The 13,141-nt window shown below is 69.9% G+C and carries 13 protein-coding genes; 10 read left to right on the top strand and 3 right to left on the bottom strand.

Annotation, left to right across the window (positions count from 1 at the left end; all coding sequences use genetic code 11):
* The first annotated feature begins 7 nt into the window (after nt 1-7).
* The 3 genes from H4281_RS14315 (at nt 8) to H4281_RS45565 (ending at nt 2,635) form a co-directional block, all read left to right on the top strand.
* A complete protein-coding gene (locus H4281_RS14315; protein WP_182891365.1) occupies nt 8-847 on the top strand; it encodes an aminoglycoside adenylyltransferase domain-containing protein in 840 nt (279 codons plus the stop codon).
* A 121-nt stretch (nt 848-968) separates the two neighbouring features.
* A complete protein-coding gene (locus H4281_RS14310; RefSeq protein WP_182891364.1) occupies nt 969-2,399 on the top strand; it encodes a pyridoxal phosphate-dependent decarboxylase family protein in 1,431 nt (476 codons plus the stop codon).
* A gap of 116 nt (nt 2,400-2,515) precedes the next feature.
* Complete coding sequence (locus H4281_RS45565) at nt 2,516-2,635, top strand: VOC family protein (protein WP_237596861.1); 120 nt, start codon at nt 2,516-2,518, stop codon at nt 2,633-2,635.
* Between the two features lie 50 nt (nt 2,636-2,685).
* On the opposite strand, the gene H4281_RS14300 is transcribed toward H4281_RS45565, so the two are convergent.
* Nucleotides 2,686-4,023: an aminotransferase class I/II-fold pyridoxal phosphate-dependent enzyme gene (locus H4281_RS14300; protein WP_182891363.1), complete on the bottom strand. Its 1,338-nt coding sequence runs from the start codon at nt 4,021-4,023 to the stop codon at nt 2,686-2,688.
* A 78-nt stretch (nt 4,024-4,101) separates the two neighbouring features.
* Between H4281_RS14300 and H4281_RS14295 the strand changes: the two genes are divergently transcribed.
* The 5 genes from H4281_RS14295 to H4281_RS46790 all read left to right on the top strand — a co-directional run bounded on the left by H4281_RS14295 (nt 4,102) and on the right by H4281_RS46790 (nt 7,569).
* Nucleotides 4,102-5,130: a DNA polymerase III subunit beta family protein gene (locus tag H4281_RS14295; protein WP_237596863.1), complete on the top strand. Its 1,029-nt coding sequence runs from the start codon at nt 4,102-4,104 to the stop codon at nt 5,128-5,130.
* A complete protein-coding gene (locus tag H4281_RS14290; RefSeq protein WP_182891361.1) occupies nt 5,127-5,612 on the top strand; it encodes a hypothetical protein in 486 nt (161 codons plus the stop codon). Before H4281_RS14295 ends, H4281_RS14290 begins: the two co-directional genes overlap by 4 nt.
* The gene (locus H4281_RS14285; protein WP_182891360.1) at nt 5,613-6,518 is read left to right on the top strand and encodes a phosphotransferase; all 906 of its coding nucleotides are present in this window, start codon (nt 5,613-5,615) and stop codon (nt 6,516-6,518) included.
* Nucleotides 6,519-6,689: 171 nt separating this feature from the next.
* Entirely contained in the window at nt 6,690-7,175 is a 486-nt protein-coding gene (locus H4281_RS14280; protein ID WP_182891359.1) for an AraC family transcriptional regulator ligand-binding domain-containing protein, read from the top strand.
* The gene (locus H4281_RS46790; protein WP_376771868.1) at nt 7,099-7,569 is read left to right on the top strand and encodes a helix-turn-helix transcriptional regulator; all 471 of its coding nucleotides are present in this window, start codon (nt 7,099-7,101) and stop codon (nt 7,567-7,569) included. Before H4281_RS14280 ends, H4281_RS46790 begins: the two co-directional genes overlap by 77 nt.
* On the opposite strand, the gene H4281_RS14270 is transcribed toward H4281_RS46790, so the two are convergent.
* Nucleotides 7,570-9,189 (bottom strand): sigma-54-dependent Fis family transcriptional regulator, encoded by a 1,620-nt coding sequence (locus H4281_RS14270; protein WP_237600939.1) that lies wholly within the window; start codon nt 9,187-9,189, stop codon nt 7,570-7,572.
* A 183-nt stretch (nt 9,190-9,372) separates the two neighbouring features.
* Here H4281_RS14270 and H4281_RS14265 point away from each other — a divergent pair, with 183 nt between their 5' ends.
* Together H4281_RS14265 and H4281_RS14260 are read left to right on the top strand one after the other, a co-directional pair.
* Nucleotides 9,373-11,709: a molybdopterin cofactor-binding domain-containing protein gene (locus tag H4281_RS14265; RefSeq protein ID WP_182891357.1), complete on the top strand. Its 2,337-nt coding sequence runs from the start codon at nt 9,373-9,375 to the stop codon at nt 11,707-11,709.
* Between the two features lie 8 nt (nt 11,710-11,717).
* On the top strand, nt 11,718-12,194 hold the full coding sequence (locus H4281_RS14260; protein WP_037817840.1) for a (2Fe-2S)-binding protein: 477 nt from the start codon (nt 11,718-11,720) through the stop codon (nt 12,192-12,194).
* Here the strand turns inward: H4281_RS14260 and H4281_RS14255 are convergent.
* Nucleotides 12,169-13,137: an EamA family transporter gene (locus H4281_RS14255; protein WP_182891356.1), complete on the bottom strand. Its 969-nt coding sequence runs from the start codon at nt 13,135-13,137 to the stop codon at nt 12,169-12,171. The two genes, H4281_RS14260 and H4281_RS14255, sit on opposite strands and share 26 nt — an antisense overlap.
* Nucleotides 13,138-13,141 lie beyond the last annotated feature (4 nt).

Below are 13,141 nucleotides of genomic sequence, written 5' to 3'. Positions count from 1 at the left end.
GGCAGGCGTGCCGAGTGAGATCCCAGCGGAAGTCCGCCGAAGCACCGACCTGTTCCTGTCCACTGTGGACCGAGCCGCGCCCGGGCTGGTGACCGGTTTCTACCTGGTCGGCTCGGTCTGCTTCGGCGACTTCCACGCCCGCGGCGCCGGACGCGGGCGGCTGAGCACGGCCAGCGACATCGACTTCGTCGCGGTCGCTGATCGACGTCCGGGCCCGGGTGAGATCTCGGCGCTGGCGCAGGCTCATGCCGCCACCGTCGACCGGTTTCCGAAGCCGCATTTCGACGGCTCCGTGCTCACCTGGGCCGACCTCGCCGCCGGGCCCGACGACTGTCCGGACGTTCCGTGCGCGCAGGAAAACCGGTTCACCGCGGCGGGCCGGGACGGCTTGAACCCGGTGACGTTCTGCGAACTCGCCACCCGCGGGATCGCGCTGCGCGGGCCCGAACCGTCCGATGTGGACGTGTGGGCGGATCGGGATGCCTTGCGCGCGTTCACAGTCGACAACCTGAGCAGCTACTGGCGGCCGTGGTGGGAGAAAAACCGGCGCGCCCGTGCGTTGCCGCTCGCGGTCGGGATGAGCCCGCTGTTCCCGGTGTGGGCAGTGCTCGGGGTGAGCCGGCTGCACCATCTGGTGGCCACCGGGGAACTGACCTCCAAGAGTGGTGCGGGGCGTTATGCCGCAAGGGAATTCGACGCGCGATGGCAGCGCATCATCGCGGAAAGCTTGAGCTTGCGCACCGGAGGCGCGGAAGGGTGTCGCAGCTACCGGAATCCCCTCGCCCGGCGGCGCGACACCCTCGCATTCCTGGACGCCGCGATCGACGACGCGCTCGCCCAGGCCTAGCGCACGAATCGGGCCACAACTGGCCGGAATTGCTTTCTTGCGGCCCTGTTCCGGGCCACCTAGCCTCATCTCAAGCTAGTACAAAACGAGTTACGTACTAGCACAATTTGGGGGTGGCTTGATGGCGAGGGAGCAGGACCGCGGCGGGGTCGCGACGGACGCGGAATCGGCGGCAAAGCTGCTGCACGGCGTGGTGGATCAGCTGGTCGACGGGTGGCGCACGCGCCCGGAACGCCCGGCGAGCCCGGTGAGCGCGGACGCGGCGGAAATCCGCTCCTGGCTTGAGAACTACCCGCTGGAGAAGCCGGAAGACCTTGCGCAAGCCGTCCCGGAGGTGCTCACCGCGCTCGATCGCTGGACCGTGCACACCGACCACCCGGGGTATTTCGGGCTGTTCAACCCGTCCGCGACGTGGGCGGGCGTCGTCGGAGACCTCATCACCGCGGCGGTGAATCCGCAGCTCGCCGCGTGGAGTCACGCACCGTTCGCGGTCGAGGCCGAACAGCGGTGCATCGACCTGTTCTCCGGACGGCTCGGCCTCCCGGCCACCGCGGGCGGCCACTTCACCAGCGGCGGCGCGGAGGCCAACGCGACCGCGGTGCTGACCGCGCTCACCCACGCGTTTCCTGAGTACAGCACCGGTGGCCTGCGCGCTCTCGACGCGGCACCGGTGTTCTACGCCGGTGCGGATTCCCACCTGGCCTGGCTGAAAATCGCCCACGCGACCGGGCTCGGCCGCGACGCGTGCCGCCTGGTGCCTTCCGACGCGAGCGGCCGGATGGACGTCGCCGCGCTCGAAATGCTGCTCGCCGAAGACCGGCGGGACGGCAAAGCACCGTTCCTCGTCGTGGCCACGGCCGGGACCACCGGGGCCGGGATGATCGACCCGTTGCCGCGCCTCGCCGATCTCGCGGCCGGGGCCGGGCTGCGGTTCCATGTGGACGCGGCGTGGGGCGGAGCCGTCTGTCTGTCGGATCGGCTGCACGGGGTCCTGACCGGGATCGAACGCGCGGACACGATCACCGTCGACGCGCACAAGTGGCTGTCAGTGCCGATGGGCGCGGGGATGTTCTTCACCCGCGACCGGGCCGAGCTGAGCTCGTCGTTCACCGTGTCGACCTCGTACATGCCGGGCCGAGTGGACGACACCGCCGATCCGTACACGACGAGCAATCAGTGGTCGCGGCGGTTCACCGGGCTGAAACTGTGGCTGAGCTTGCTGGCATACGGGGTTTCCGGCTACCGCGACCAGATCGAGCACGACACGGCGCTCGGGCAGGATCTGCGGGATCAGCTCACCAGCGCGGGCTGGCTCGCCATCAATGACACGCCGCTGCCGATCGTGTGCGTGACCCGCGCGGACGCACCGGCCGATCCGGCGGACTCCTGGCGGTGGCACAGCGATCTCGCGGATCGGGTCAACGCCACCGGCTCCGCGTGGGTGAGCCCGGTCCGCGTCGCGGGACGGCCTGCGTTGCGGGTGTGCGTCATCAGCTGGCGTACGCGAACCGAGGACATCGTTCGGCTGCGCGAGCTTCTGGACCGGGTCTGACCGCGGTATGTTGCCGGGCTGCGGGTGAGATACCAGGTCGTCGTCTTTGACGCGGCAGATCTCGCCGCGGAGAGCGCGTTCAGGGCCAGAGTGGCCGGGGGCCGACCAAGCAGGAGGTGCACCTCGATCTGTGGGCCGAAGATTTCGCCGAAGCCCACGATCACGTCATGGCTCTCGGTGCCACTGTGCTGAAGCAGGCCGAAGGAAATCCGTCCGGCGACGACTTCCAGGTGTAGGCCGGGCACCCCTTCTGCCTGTGCTGGCTGGTCGCCGAGCAAGCGAGCAATCAGGCAGGATAACCGCGCCCGTCGCCCTGCGAAATCGAGTGCAGTGTCGCCGCGAAGTCCTCCGCTTCCGCAGGTGACAGGTTCGCGAACGTCACCCGCAGGCCCGGCGGAACGTTCGTCCGGAACGCCTCCCCGGTGCGCACTGCCCAGCCGCGCGCGAGGAGCGCCTGTGCCACCGCACCCTCGGCAGGAGTCGGGATCCAGCCGTTGAATCCGGATCGGCCGGACAACGTGATACCCCGCCGCCCCAGCGCATCCGCGAGGACGCGCCGCCGTTCGCGGTAGGTCTCGCAGGCCGTGGTGAGCAGCTTGGGCGTCGCGGGATCGAGGAGGATCGTCACGGCCAGTTCCTGGAGGAGACGGCTCGCCCAGCCCGCGCCGACCTGCTGTCGCCGGAGCACCCGGTCCACGGTGAACTGATCGCCGCTCACGACGCTGAGCCGCAGGTCCGGCCCGAGGTATTTGGTCACCGACCGGATCACCGCCCAGTGCCGGAACTCCCCTTTCCCCGCAACAGTTTCCGGTTCCGTGCCAGCGATGGCGGCAGCGTGGTCGTCCTCGATCAGCAGGACGTTTTCGTGGCGCTGGAACACTTTCCGCAATTCGGCAGCACGTTCCGGGCTGAGCGCGGCCCCGGTCGGGTTCTGCGCTCGCGGCGTGAGGACGCACGCCGCCGGACGCTGTTCGAGCGCGCGTTGCAGGAGGTCCGCGCGCAGACCGTCGTCGTCGACCGGTACCGCGATCGGACGCAATCCCAGCGCGGCCACAAGGTCCAAGACGCCGCTGAAAGCCGGATCCTCGACGATCACCGCGTCGCCGGGCCACAGGTGCGCTTGCAGCACTCGCTCGATGGCGTCCATCGCGCCACCGGCGACCGCAAGGTGCTCGGCGGCGAGGCCGTCGCGCTCGAAGTCGAGACGGAACCAGTCCAGGAGCGCGGGCAGCGCGCCAGCTTCGCCGTAGAGCCATTGCCTTCCGGACAGCTTGGCGAGCGCAGGCCGCAACGGCGGGAGCAGCGCGGGATCAGGGTTGCCGTCGGCAAGGTCCCGCACGCCCGGCCCGACCGGCGCACCGAGCGCCCGGTTGGCCGGCGCGGTTCGTTCCAGCACGCGAGTCCCCGCGCGGCCAGCGGCTGCGACCAGACCGCGGTTGCGCAGCGTCCGATAGGCGGCGTTGACAGTCGCCGGGCTCACCGCGAGCCGCGCGGCGAGTCCGCGCACGGTCGGCAACCGCGCGCCGGCCGCCAGCCGTCCGGCGGAGATGGCCCTCTCGACCGACAGTGCGATCTCAGCGGCCGTCCCGCCAGACAACGCCGCCTCGTCGATCGGGTCACTCATTCGTCTGTACTAGCACAATCTCGTGATCACAGCGCCGCGGGTTGACCTTCAAGCTGCTTGAAGCCTGATGATGGGCGGGTGCCCGACCTGCTGACCATCGGAGCGTTCGCCCGCCGCTGCGGCCTCACCGCCAGCGCGCTGCGCTTCTACGCCGATTCCGGCCTCGTACGACCGATCCGGGTCGACGAGGAATCCGGCTACCGCTACTACTCCCCCGGCCAGGTCTCGGCCGCACTGCTCGTCCGGCGGTTGCGGGAGATCGGCCTGCCGCTGGAACGGGTCGGCGCGGTCCTCGCCGCCGACCCCGCCGAAGCTTCGCGGATCATCGACGACCACGTCGCCGGGCTGGCATCTCAGGTGCAGCAAGCCCGGGAAACCGCCGCGGCGGTCAAGGCCACGCTGGGCTCCCCACCGCCAGCACCGCCGGTCCGGCTCACCGGCCCGGTCTTCACCGCCGCCATCGAGCAGGTGCTGACCGCGACAACGCAAGACCTCCCCGTGCTGAACGGCGTGCACCTGGAAGTCTCCCCCGAGGCGATCGTGCTCACCGCCACCGACCGGTACCGCCTCTCGACCCGCACGCTGGTCCCAGCCGAGCCGAGCGCGTCCACCTGGACCGCGACCGCCGACGCCGACGACCTGCGGCTCGCAATGCCGTGGACCCGCCGTCAACACGAACTGCACCTGAGCCTCCGCGCCGACGAGATCTCCTTCCAGGGCGACGGGGTACGAACCTGCCGCACGCTGGCCGACGACTTCCCCGACTACCGCCTGATGCTCGCGTCCCTGCCAGAAGTCCTTACGCGGGCCGTGATATCTCGCAACGCGCTCGTGGCATGCCTGGAGCGCCAATACACCCCGCAGATCCGACTGGACCTCTCCGCCGCCGCAGTCACAGTCGGCACCGAAGCAATCCCCGCCGACGTCACCGGCCCGCCGATCTCGCTCTCCTTCGCCGTAAGCACGCTGCACCCGGCGATCAGCACCGCCGTCGGCCCGGACGTGATGCTGGACGTCGCGGGCCCGCACCTGCCAGTCGTCGTGCGCTCCGCCGACGACGGCGATCTGACCACCCTTGCCATGCCAGTGAAAGGAGCTGCCATATGACGGACACGATGGCCGAGATCACCGCCGCGGTTACGCAAGGCCGATCAGGCGCGACGGACGCCGCGCGGGCGCGGCTGCAGGAACTGTGGGACGAACTCGGCCCGGGCGGCGATCCGTTCTATCGCTGCGTTCTTGCGCACTACCAAGCAGATCTGTTCGCTGACCCGGCAGAGGCACTGGTCTGGGATATCAGAGCGCTGGACGCCGCCGCGACGGTCACCGACGAGGACGTCCAAGCCCACTCCGCCGGGCTCGGGATCGCGGGCTTCTACCCGTCACTGCACCTGAACCTGGCCGACAACTTCCGCCGCCTCGGCTCGTTCTCCGCCGCAGCGGAACAGATCGCGGCCGCGCGAGAACGCCAGGACGCGCTGGCCGATGACGGATACGGTGCGATGATCCGACAGGCGATCGACGGGGTCGCGGAAGCCATCGAACGCCGGTCCACTGAACGACGCACTACCGCACCGGGGGTCGGATAGTTGGAGCAATGGCTGTCTGATTGGTGCCTGACTCACCTCGGCACCGCACCAGTCGGCGTGCTGTTCGAGGCACGGCAAGTCTCGACAGTGCACGGTCTCCGACTCGCCGACGGCCGGAAGATCGTGCTCAAAGCCCGCCCGGACGACGGTCGCGCCGACTCGTGCGTCGCGGCGCAAGCTCAGCTGTCTGCGCTGGACTTCCCTTGCGCACGCCCGCTGACGCCGGTCATCTCCGTAGGGTCCCTGGCCGTGCACGCCGAGGAATACCGCCCCGGCGGCGAAGTAATCCAGGGCGGCTCGCCGGAGGCAGCTACCCGTTATGCCGAGGTCTTCGCCCTGCTGCTGACCGCACTCGGCGGGATCTCCGTCACTCCGCCGCTGCCGAACCCCCGCTGGCTGCGTTGGGATCACCGTGACCCCGGGCTATGGCCGGCAATCGGCTTCCTGGACGAACGAGACCAGCGTCTTGTCCCCGAGGAGGTAACCGAAACCGCCGACCGCGCCCGACGCCGTCTGCTCGCCGCCGAGCTCCCGAACGTCCTCGGCCACGGAGATTTCGAAGCACAGAACCTCCGCTGGGATATCAACGACGGCTGGACCGTACACGACTGGGACAGCCTGGCATGGCAACCGGAAGCAGCCCTGGCGGGCGCAGCGAGCGGAATGTTCGCGAGCACGACCCCGCCGACGCTGGCACCCGTCGAGAGTTCCGCGATGTTCCTGGAGTCCTATCAGGACTTCCGCGGCCGCCGGTTCTCGCCGGCCGAACAGGAAGTCGCGTGGGCGGCGAGCTTGTGGCCAGCCGCGCACAACGCTCGATGGGAGGCGCTGCACGACGACCCGCCGATCTGCGGTGCCGCGCTTCGGGAGCAGGCACCGGAACGCCTGCGCCTGGCGAACGCCTGAAGCACCGGGCGGTTGCCGCGCTCGGGGACGCCGCAAGGAGCCGGTGCCGACCAGCCGGGATCCGGAGCTGGGCGCGTGGCTCTGGGCGGAGACCGAGCGGCTGCTCGGCGCGCGGATCCCGTCACCCGATCGGGTGGAAACCGCCGGTTAACCGCCAGCTAGCCTTGAACCGTGGACGACCCGGCGGTTCTGGACGCCTTGGCCCAGCGGCTGGCGCGGATCGGCGAACGCCGGAACCTCGACGTCCCCGCGCTGTTGCACCGCCTCGGGATCCGGCCCGACCGGACCGGCGTCACCCGCCGGCAGGTCTCGGAACTGACCCGCGAACTGTGGCTGCGGACCGACGACGGACTCTTCGCCCTCGGCCCGCGAGCCCCGCGCGGACTGTTCCGGCTGGTAGTCCGGTCGGTGGCCCCCTCGCCCGATCTGCGCACCGCATTGCACCGGTTGGAAGAAGCCGCCGAGGTCTTGCCCGGGATGCCCGCCGTGGCCGTTCGCACGACAGATCCGCTGGTCGAGGTGGAGAATCGACGTCCGTCAGCTCGACGACCCGCATCGCCCTGCGCGAACTGCTGCTGCCGTGGCCGAAACCAGACCACGCGCCGCACTACGAGGCGATCTTCGGCCGCCACCCGCAATTCGACGCGGACTCGCTGATCCTCGCCTTCGACCGCGGACTCCTGCCCGCCCCGGTGATCCGCAGCGAAGCCGAACTGGCCGAATTCCTGGACGACCAGCCGGACGCCTGGCTCGCCACCCGCGACTACGGCTCCACCCACGCGGACCAGGTCCGTGCCATCGTCGAACAAGGCACCACCGCGCCGGACGGCTCGGGATCAGCGCCCAGCACCTGCGCCGGTTGTTGCGCGCGGAGAAGACGTCGATCGGCGAAATCCGAGACGCAGTCCGCCGCGGCGCCGCGATCGCGAGCCTCCGCCGCGGCGACGAATCCATCGAAGAACTGGCCCGCCGCCTAGGTTTCTCCGAGGCCAGCGCATTCCGACGAGCATTCCGCCGGTGGACCGGGCAATCACCCGGCCATTACCGCTGATTAACCCAGCACCTTCAACGCCCGCATCCGCGCGTACAACGTCGTCCGCGAAATGCCCAGCGTGCTAGCCGCCCGGACCTTGTTCCCGCCGGCCGACCGCAAGGCCGCGACGATCGCGTTTCGTTCCGCCCGTTCGATCGGTGCCAGCTCGTGTCCCGAAGCGTCAGCCACCAGCGCGGGCGGCAGATCTCCCGGGCCGATCGCGCCCGCCGAGCGTTTGCGGATCGCCTGGCTCAGCACGCCGCGCAGTTCGGGCAGGTTTCCCGGCCAGTCGTACGAGCCGAGGATCCGCAGCGCGCCGGGCGTGATGTTGTGCGTCCGCGCGGCACCGAGTTCGGCCAGCATCCGGGCCGCGACCTCGGGAAAGTCCGGTCGGTGCGCCAACGGCAGCAGTTCGGCGTTCTCCCCGCACGACGCGATCAGCGCCCGCTCCGGTCCGGTCAGTCCCTCGCGCGGGCCGGTGGTCAGCACGAGGTGCGGGCGGACGCCGCGGGCGGCGTGGGTGGCGACCAGGTCGACCAGTTCGGCGGGCAGCAGGTCCGCGCCGTCGACGCAAATGCTGCCGGACGCGGTCTCGACGGCGGCGGTGAACCTCGCGGCCCAGGCCGCCGACCCGCCGAGCACGGCTTCCGAGCCGGTCAACGTGGTGCACGGTTCCTCGGGCACCCGCAGCCGGGCCTCGGTGGTGCGGCCGGTCCCGGGCGGGCCGGAGATGTGCACGTGCCCGGCCACCGGACCGGGCGCGGCAGGAACGAGCCGCCGCGTCCGCCGGACCTCGGTCGCGGCCAGCGGGCGGATTTCGACCAGCACCCCGCCCCTGGCGCCGGGCACTGGTTCGGCCCGGACCCGGGCGCGCTGGCCGGAGCGCAGTTCGGTCTCCATTTCGGACGGTCCGACGGCCTCGCCCGCCAGGTTCCACAGCAGCGCGACATCCGCTCCTTCCAGCAGGTCCGCGGCGGCTTGGTTGCACAGCAACAGATCCGGGCCGATCGCGACCACCGGCCGGGTCGGGCGGGACGTCGACTGGAACGCGGCGAGCAGCGACCGTTCGGACACCCGGCTGCCTTCCAGCAACTGCCGTTCGATCTCCTCGACAGCCTTCGCGACCAGCGGCGCGAGCAGCGGATTCGCCTCGGCGGCCAGGAGCGTGATGTCGAGCGCGCCTTCCAGCCTGCGGGTGACCGGATGGAAAATCGGATGCCCGTAACAGCTGAACCCGCGCAGCGCCTCGGCGTAGTGCTCTTCCCCGTGCACCACGATGCTCGACCGGGTTTCCAGCGCGGTGCCCGGTCCGGTGGTCCCGACCTCGTCCTCCAGCAGGCAGGCGCCGACCCCGATGCCCAGCTGCTCGAAGCAGTTCTCGGCGGCGCGGTCCGCGCTCCACCGGTGGACGAGCTTGCCGTCGTGGTCGACGAGCACAGTGGACATCGCGGTTCCGGCGAGCCGCTCGTCGAGGTCCGCCAGCACCGGCGCGGCCGCCGCGAGCAGCTTGCTGGCCGGGTCGACCTCCTCGAACCGCATGCCGAGCAGCGCGGTTTCGGGACGAACCCCGGCGAGCGAGGCACGCCGCCAGGACTGGGCGATCGGTTCCCGCAGCACCACGCTGCGCGAGGACGTCATCGAGCTCACGCGATCTCCACCTTCGTTGGTGACGCGCAGCAGGATAACCATCGCTCTCCGCTGCCGCTGTACAGAACTTGAACACTCAAGCCCGGATTCACCCGGCAAGGTGGTCCATCACCACCACCCGCGTGCACGTGTTGCCATCCGGCACGCGGTCCTTACCTCGAAAGGGGAATCAGCGTGACTCTCAGTCACTCCGAGCCGGACACCGGGAAGGAGCGCGCCGGCGTTTCCCGGCGCGGGTTCCTCGGGTACGTCGTCGCGGCCGGGACCCTCGTCGTGGCCGCGGACGTCGGGCTCGCGAGCTCCGCGTCCGCCGCCGTGCCGTCGGCTCCGCAGCCGCCCGAGCTGTACGACCTCAACGACGCGCTCACCGACGCCGGCCTTCCGACGTCGCAGCTCATCACCGTCACCATCAACAAGGACGGCAGCGCCTCGTTCGAGATCCCGCGCGCCGAGGTCGGCCAGGGCATCACCACCTCGACCGCGATGATCATCGCCGAGGAACTGGACCTTCCGGTCGAGAAGGTGCACGTCACGCTCGCCCCGGCGCGTCCGGAACTGCTGTTCAACCAGCTCACCGGCGGATCGAACACCACGGTCTCGACCTACACGCCGATCCGCGTGGCCGCCGCGATCGCCAAGCAGCAACTGCTCGAAGCGGCGGCCATCCTGCTCGGCGGGACCGCGGAGCGGTTCATCGTCAAGGGCGGCGTCGTCACCGCGCCGAACGGCAAGACCGCGACGTACGGCGAACTGGCGACGAAGGCCGCGTCCAGCACCACCAAGCAGGTGCAGCTGGACCCGAGCAAGCTCAAGGGCTCCAACGAGTTCAAGGTGCTCGGCAAGCCGCAGACCCGGCTCGACGCGCTCGACATCGTGACCGGCAAGAAGCAGTTCGCGATGGACCTGGACGTCCCCGGCGCGCTGCCGACGATGATCTGCCGTCCGCCGACGCTCAACGGCACGCCGAAGGCCGTCCGCAACAAGGCCGACGTGCTGAAGCTGCCCGGTGTCACCGACGTCGCGATCATCCCGACCGGGGTCGCGGTCCGCGCGGAGACGTTCGGTCAGTGCATTGACGGCGTGCGCGCGCTGCAGGTCGACTGGGGCCCCGGCAGCGTCGAGGGCGAAAACGACGAATCCGTGCTCGCCAATCTGCGCCGCGCCGAGCTCCCGCTCGCCGTGCCGAAGGTTCCGGTGCTGGCGAAGACAGTCGAGGCGGACTTCGAGTTCATGTTCCGCTCGAGCGCTGCGCTGGAGCCGTACTGCGCGGTCGCCGACGTCCGCGACGGCAGCGCCGAGATCTGGGCCGGGCTGAAGTCGCCGATCGTCACCCAGGGCGAGGTCGCGCAGGCGGTCGGACTGCCGCAGGGCAAGGTGAAATGCCACGTCGTCACCGGCGGCGGTTCCTTCGGGCACAAGCTGTTCGGCAACCACGCAATCGAAGCGGCGCAGGCGTCGAAGGCGTTCGGCAAGCCGGTGCGGCTGATGTGGCACCGCGCTGACGAGCCGCGCCAGGGCCGGCTGCACCCGATGGCGACGTCGCGGATCCGGGCCACCGTGCTCGCCGGGAACGTGCTCACCTTCGAGCAGCGGCACACCTCGGTCGAGACGTCGTTCCGGCACGGGCTCGGCGAAATGCTCACCTCGGTCGCCACGAAACTGCCGACCGGACTGGGCAACCTCGGCGTCGCCGAGGCGGTTTTCGTGCTGAGCCAGGAAATGCCGTACAACTTCGGCGTCGTCGACCAGACGCTCACCGAAACCGACCAGCGGTTCAACACCGGGTCGATGCGCAACGTCTACTCGCCCGACGTCGGCTGCGCCAACGAACTGGTCGTCGACATGCTCGCGAAGGCGATGGGCAAGGACCCGTACGACTTCCGGATGGAATTCCTCAAGAACGACAAGGTGAAGGGCGTCCTGCGCAAGGTCGCCGAGGTCGGCGGCTGGGGCAAGAAAATGGCCCCGGGCACCGCGCAGGGCATCGCGATCCACAAGGAATACAAGGGCGCCAGCGCCTGCCTCGTGGAAATCGACTGCCGCCCGGAGACGGTGAACCGCAAGGTGCGCGACGGCGTCACCGGGCCGCGCGTGACGAAGGCGGTCATCGCGCTCGACGCCGGACTCGTGATCAACCCGCGCGGCCTCGAGGCGCAGATCATGGGCGGTTTCGCCGACGGCTTGGCGCTCGCGCTGACCAGCAGTGTCCACCTGAAGGACGGACATTTCCTGGAAGCCAGCTGGGACAACTACTTCTACACCCGGCAGTGGAACATCCCGCAGGACTTCACCGCGATCGCGATGCCGTCCAACGGGGAGCAGCCGGGCGGCGCGGGCGAAGCGGGCGTGGCCTGTTCCGTCGCCGCAGTCGCGTGCGCGTACGCCCGGGCGACCGGGAAGGTGCCGAAGCGGTTCCCGATCAACCACGACGACCCGATCGGTTTCGAGGTCAAGTCGTTCGTCCCGCCCGTTCCCGAATCGCCGACCGACGGCCTGAGCCACACCTACTGAGGAGCACGATGAGCAAGCACACCTTCATCCTCAACGGGAAGCCGGTGTCCGTCGACGTCGACGACAATGTGCGGCTGCTGTGGGTCCTGCGCGACGTGCTCGGCGTCCGCGGCCCGAAGTACGGCTGCGGCATCAACGTGTGCAAGGCCTGCACGTCGCACTTCAACGGCAAGGCGTTCAACCCGTGTTCGGTGCGGGTGGCCGACATCAAGGCCACCGACGAGATCACCACGATCGAGGGCCTGCCGGACACCGTGAAGGCCGACCTGCACCCGATGCAGGAAGCCTGGCTGGAGAACGACGTCGCGCAATGCGGCTACTGCCAGCCCGGCCAGATCATGGCGGCGGTCGCGAAGGTCAAGGAGGCCAAGGCGAAGGGCCGCGAGATCAACGACGCCGACCTGGACGAGATCCGCAACGTCTGCCGCTGCGGGACGTACTCCCGGATCCGCGAGGCGATTAAGGCGGGGGCGGCGAAGATGTAAGGGGTTGTGAGTGTTTATGCCGGTTAGAACCGGCATAAACACTCACAACGCCCCGCGCCGTGCCCGCCCCGCCGGCGAGCAGCAGCACCGCCCCCAGCAATTGCGCCAGCCCCAGCTCCTGCCCCAGCAGCGCCCACGCGAGCACGGCCGCGACCAACGGCTCCGCCAGCGCCAGCAATCCAGCCAGCGTCACCGGCAACCCGCCGAGCGCGTGCAGCCCCGCCAGGTACGGCAGCACGGTGCCGAAGACGGCCAGAATCGGCAGGGCGAGCCATACCGGGATCGTCGCGTGGCCCAGCGACACCGGGCTCGACGCGATTCTCATAGTCCACAATAGACTAATCGCGATGGTCGCCGCCGCCCCGATCGCCAGGCCCGCAGCAGTCATCCCGAGCGGATCGTGCCGCCTCGCACCGCGTTCGCCGAGCAGGAAGTACCCGGCGGAACAGACCGCCGACGCCAATCCGGCCGCGACGCCGAGGAAATCCAGCTTCGCCCCAGGCCCGAGACCGGCGATCAGCACCAGCCCGGCGATCGCCAGCGCGATTCCCAGCCATACCGCCATCGGCAGCCGCGTCCGACGGACCACGCGCACCCACAGCGCGACCAGCACCGGCGACAGGTTCACCAGCACCATCGCCACCGCGACCGGAATCCGGGACACCGCAACGAAAAAGAACAGTTGCACGCCCGCGACGCCGAGCAGTCCGTAGCCGAGCGGCAGCCACAGTTCAGCGCGCCGGAACCGCAACGCCCGCGGCCGCAGCAGTGCGACGCCGGGCGTCAGCAGAACCGCGGCGAGGCCGATCCGCACTGCGGTGACCGCGGCCGGGCTCCAGCCCGCGTCCAGCACCGCCTTGGCGAGCGGACCGGAGCTCGCGAACAGCGTCCAGGAGACCAGGCTCAGCCCGGTCGCCCGCGCGGTACCGCCCCGGTCGGCCATATCC

The sequence above is a fragment of the Amycolatopsis dendrobii genome, assembly GCF_014145675.1.
Taxonomy (GTDB): Bacteria; Actinomycetota; Actinomycetes; order Mycobacteriales; family Pseudonocardiaceae; genus Amycolatopsis; species Amycolatopsis dendrobii.
Note: the sequence above shows the minus strand (reverse complement) of the source record. Positions and strands in the feature narration are given on the sequence as shown.

What these genes read in the sequence shown, in the direction of transcription:
- H4281_RS14310 (WP_182891364.1), top strand. Translation starts at nt 969, where the DNA reads ATGGCGAGGGAGCAGGACCGCGGCGGGGTCGCGACGGACGCGGAATCG.
- H4281_RS14300 (WP_182891363.1), bottom strand. Translation starts at nt 4,023, where the DNA reads ATGAGTGACCCGATCGACGAGGCGGCGTTGTCTGGCGGGACGGCCGCT.
- H4281_RS14270 (WP_237600939.1), bottom strand. Translation starts at nt 9,189, where the DNA reads ATGACGTCCTCGCGCAGCGTGGTGCTGCGGGAACCGATCGCCCAGTCC.
- H4281_RS14255 (WP_182891356.1), bottom strand. Translation starts at nt 13,137, where the DNA reads ATGGCCGACCGGGGCGGTACCGCGCGGGCGACCGGGCTGAGCCTGGTC.
- H4281_RS14260 (WP_037817840.1), top strand. Translation starts at nt 11,718, where the DNA reads ATGAGCAAGCACACCTTCATCCTCAACGGGAAGCCGGTGTCCGTCGAC.
- H4281_RS14290 (WP_182891361.1), top strand. Translation starts at nt 5,127, where the DNA reads ATGACGGACACGATGGCCGAGATCACCGCCGCGGTTACGCAAGGCCGA.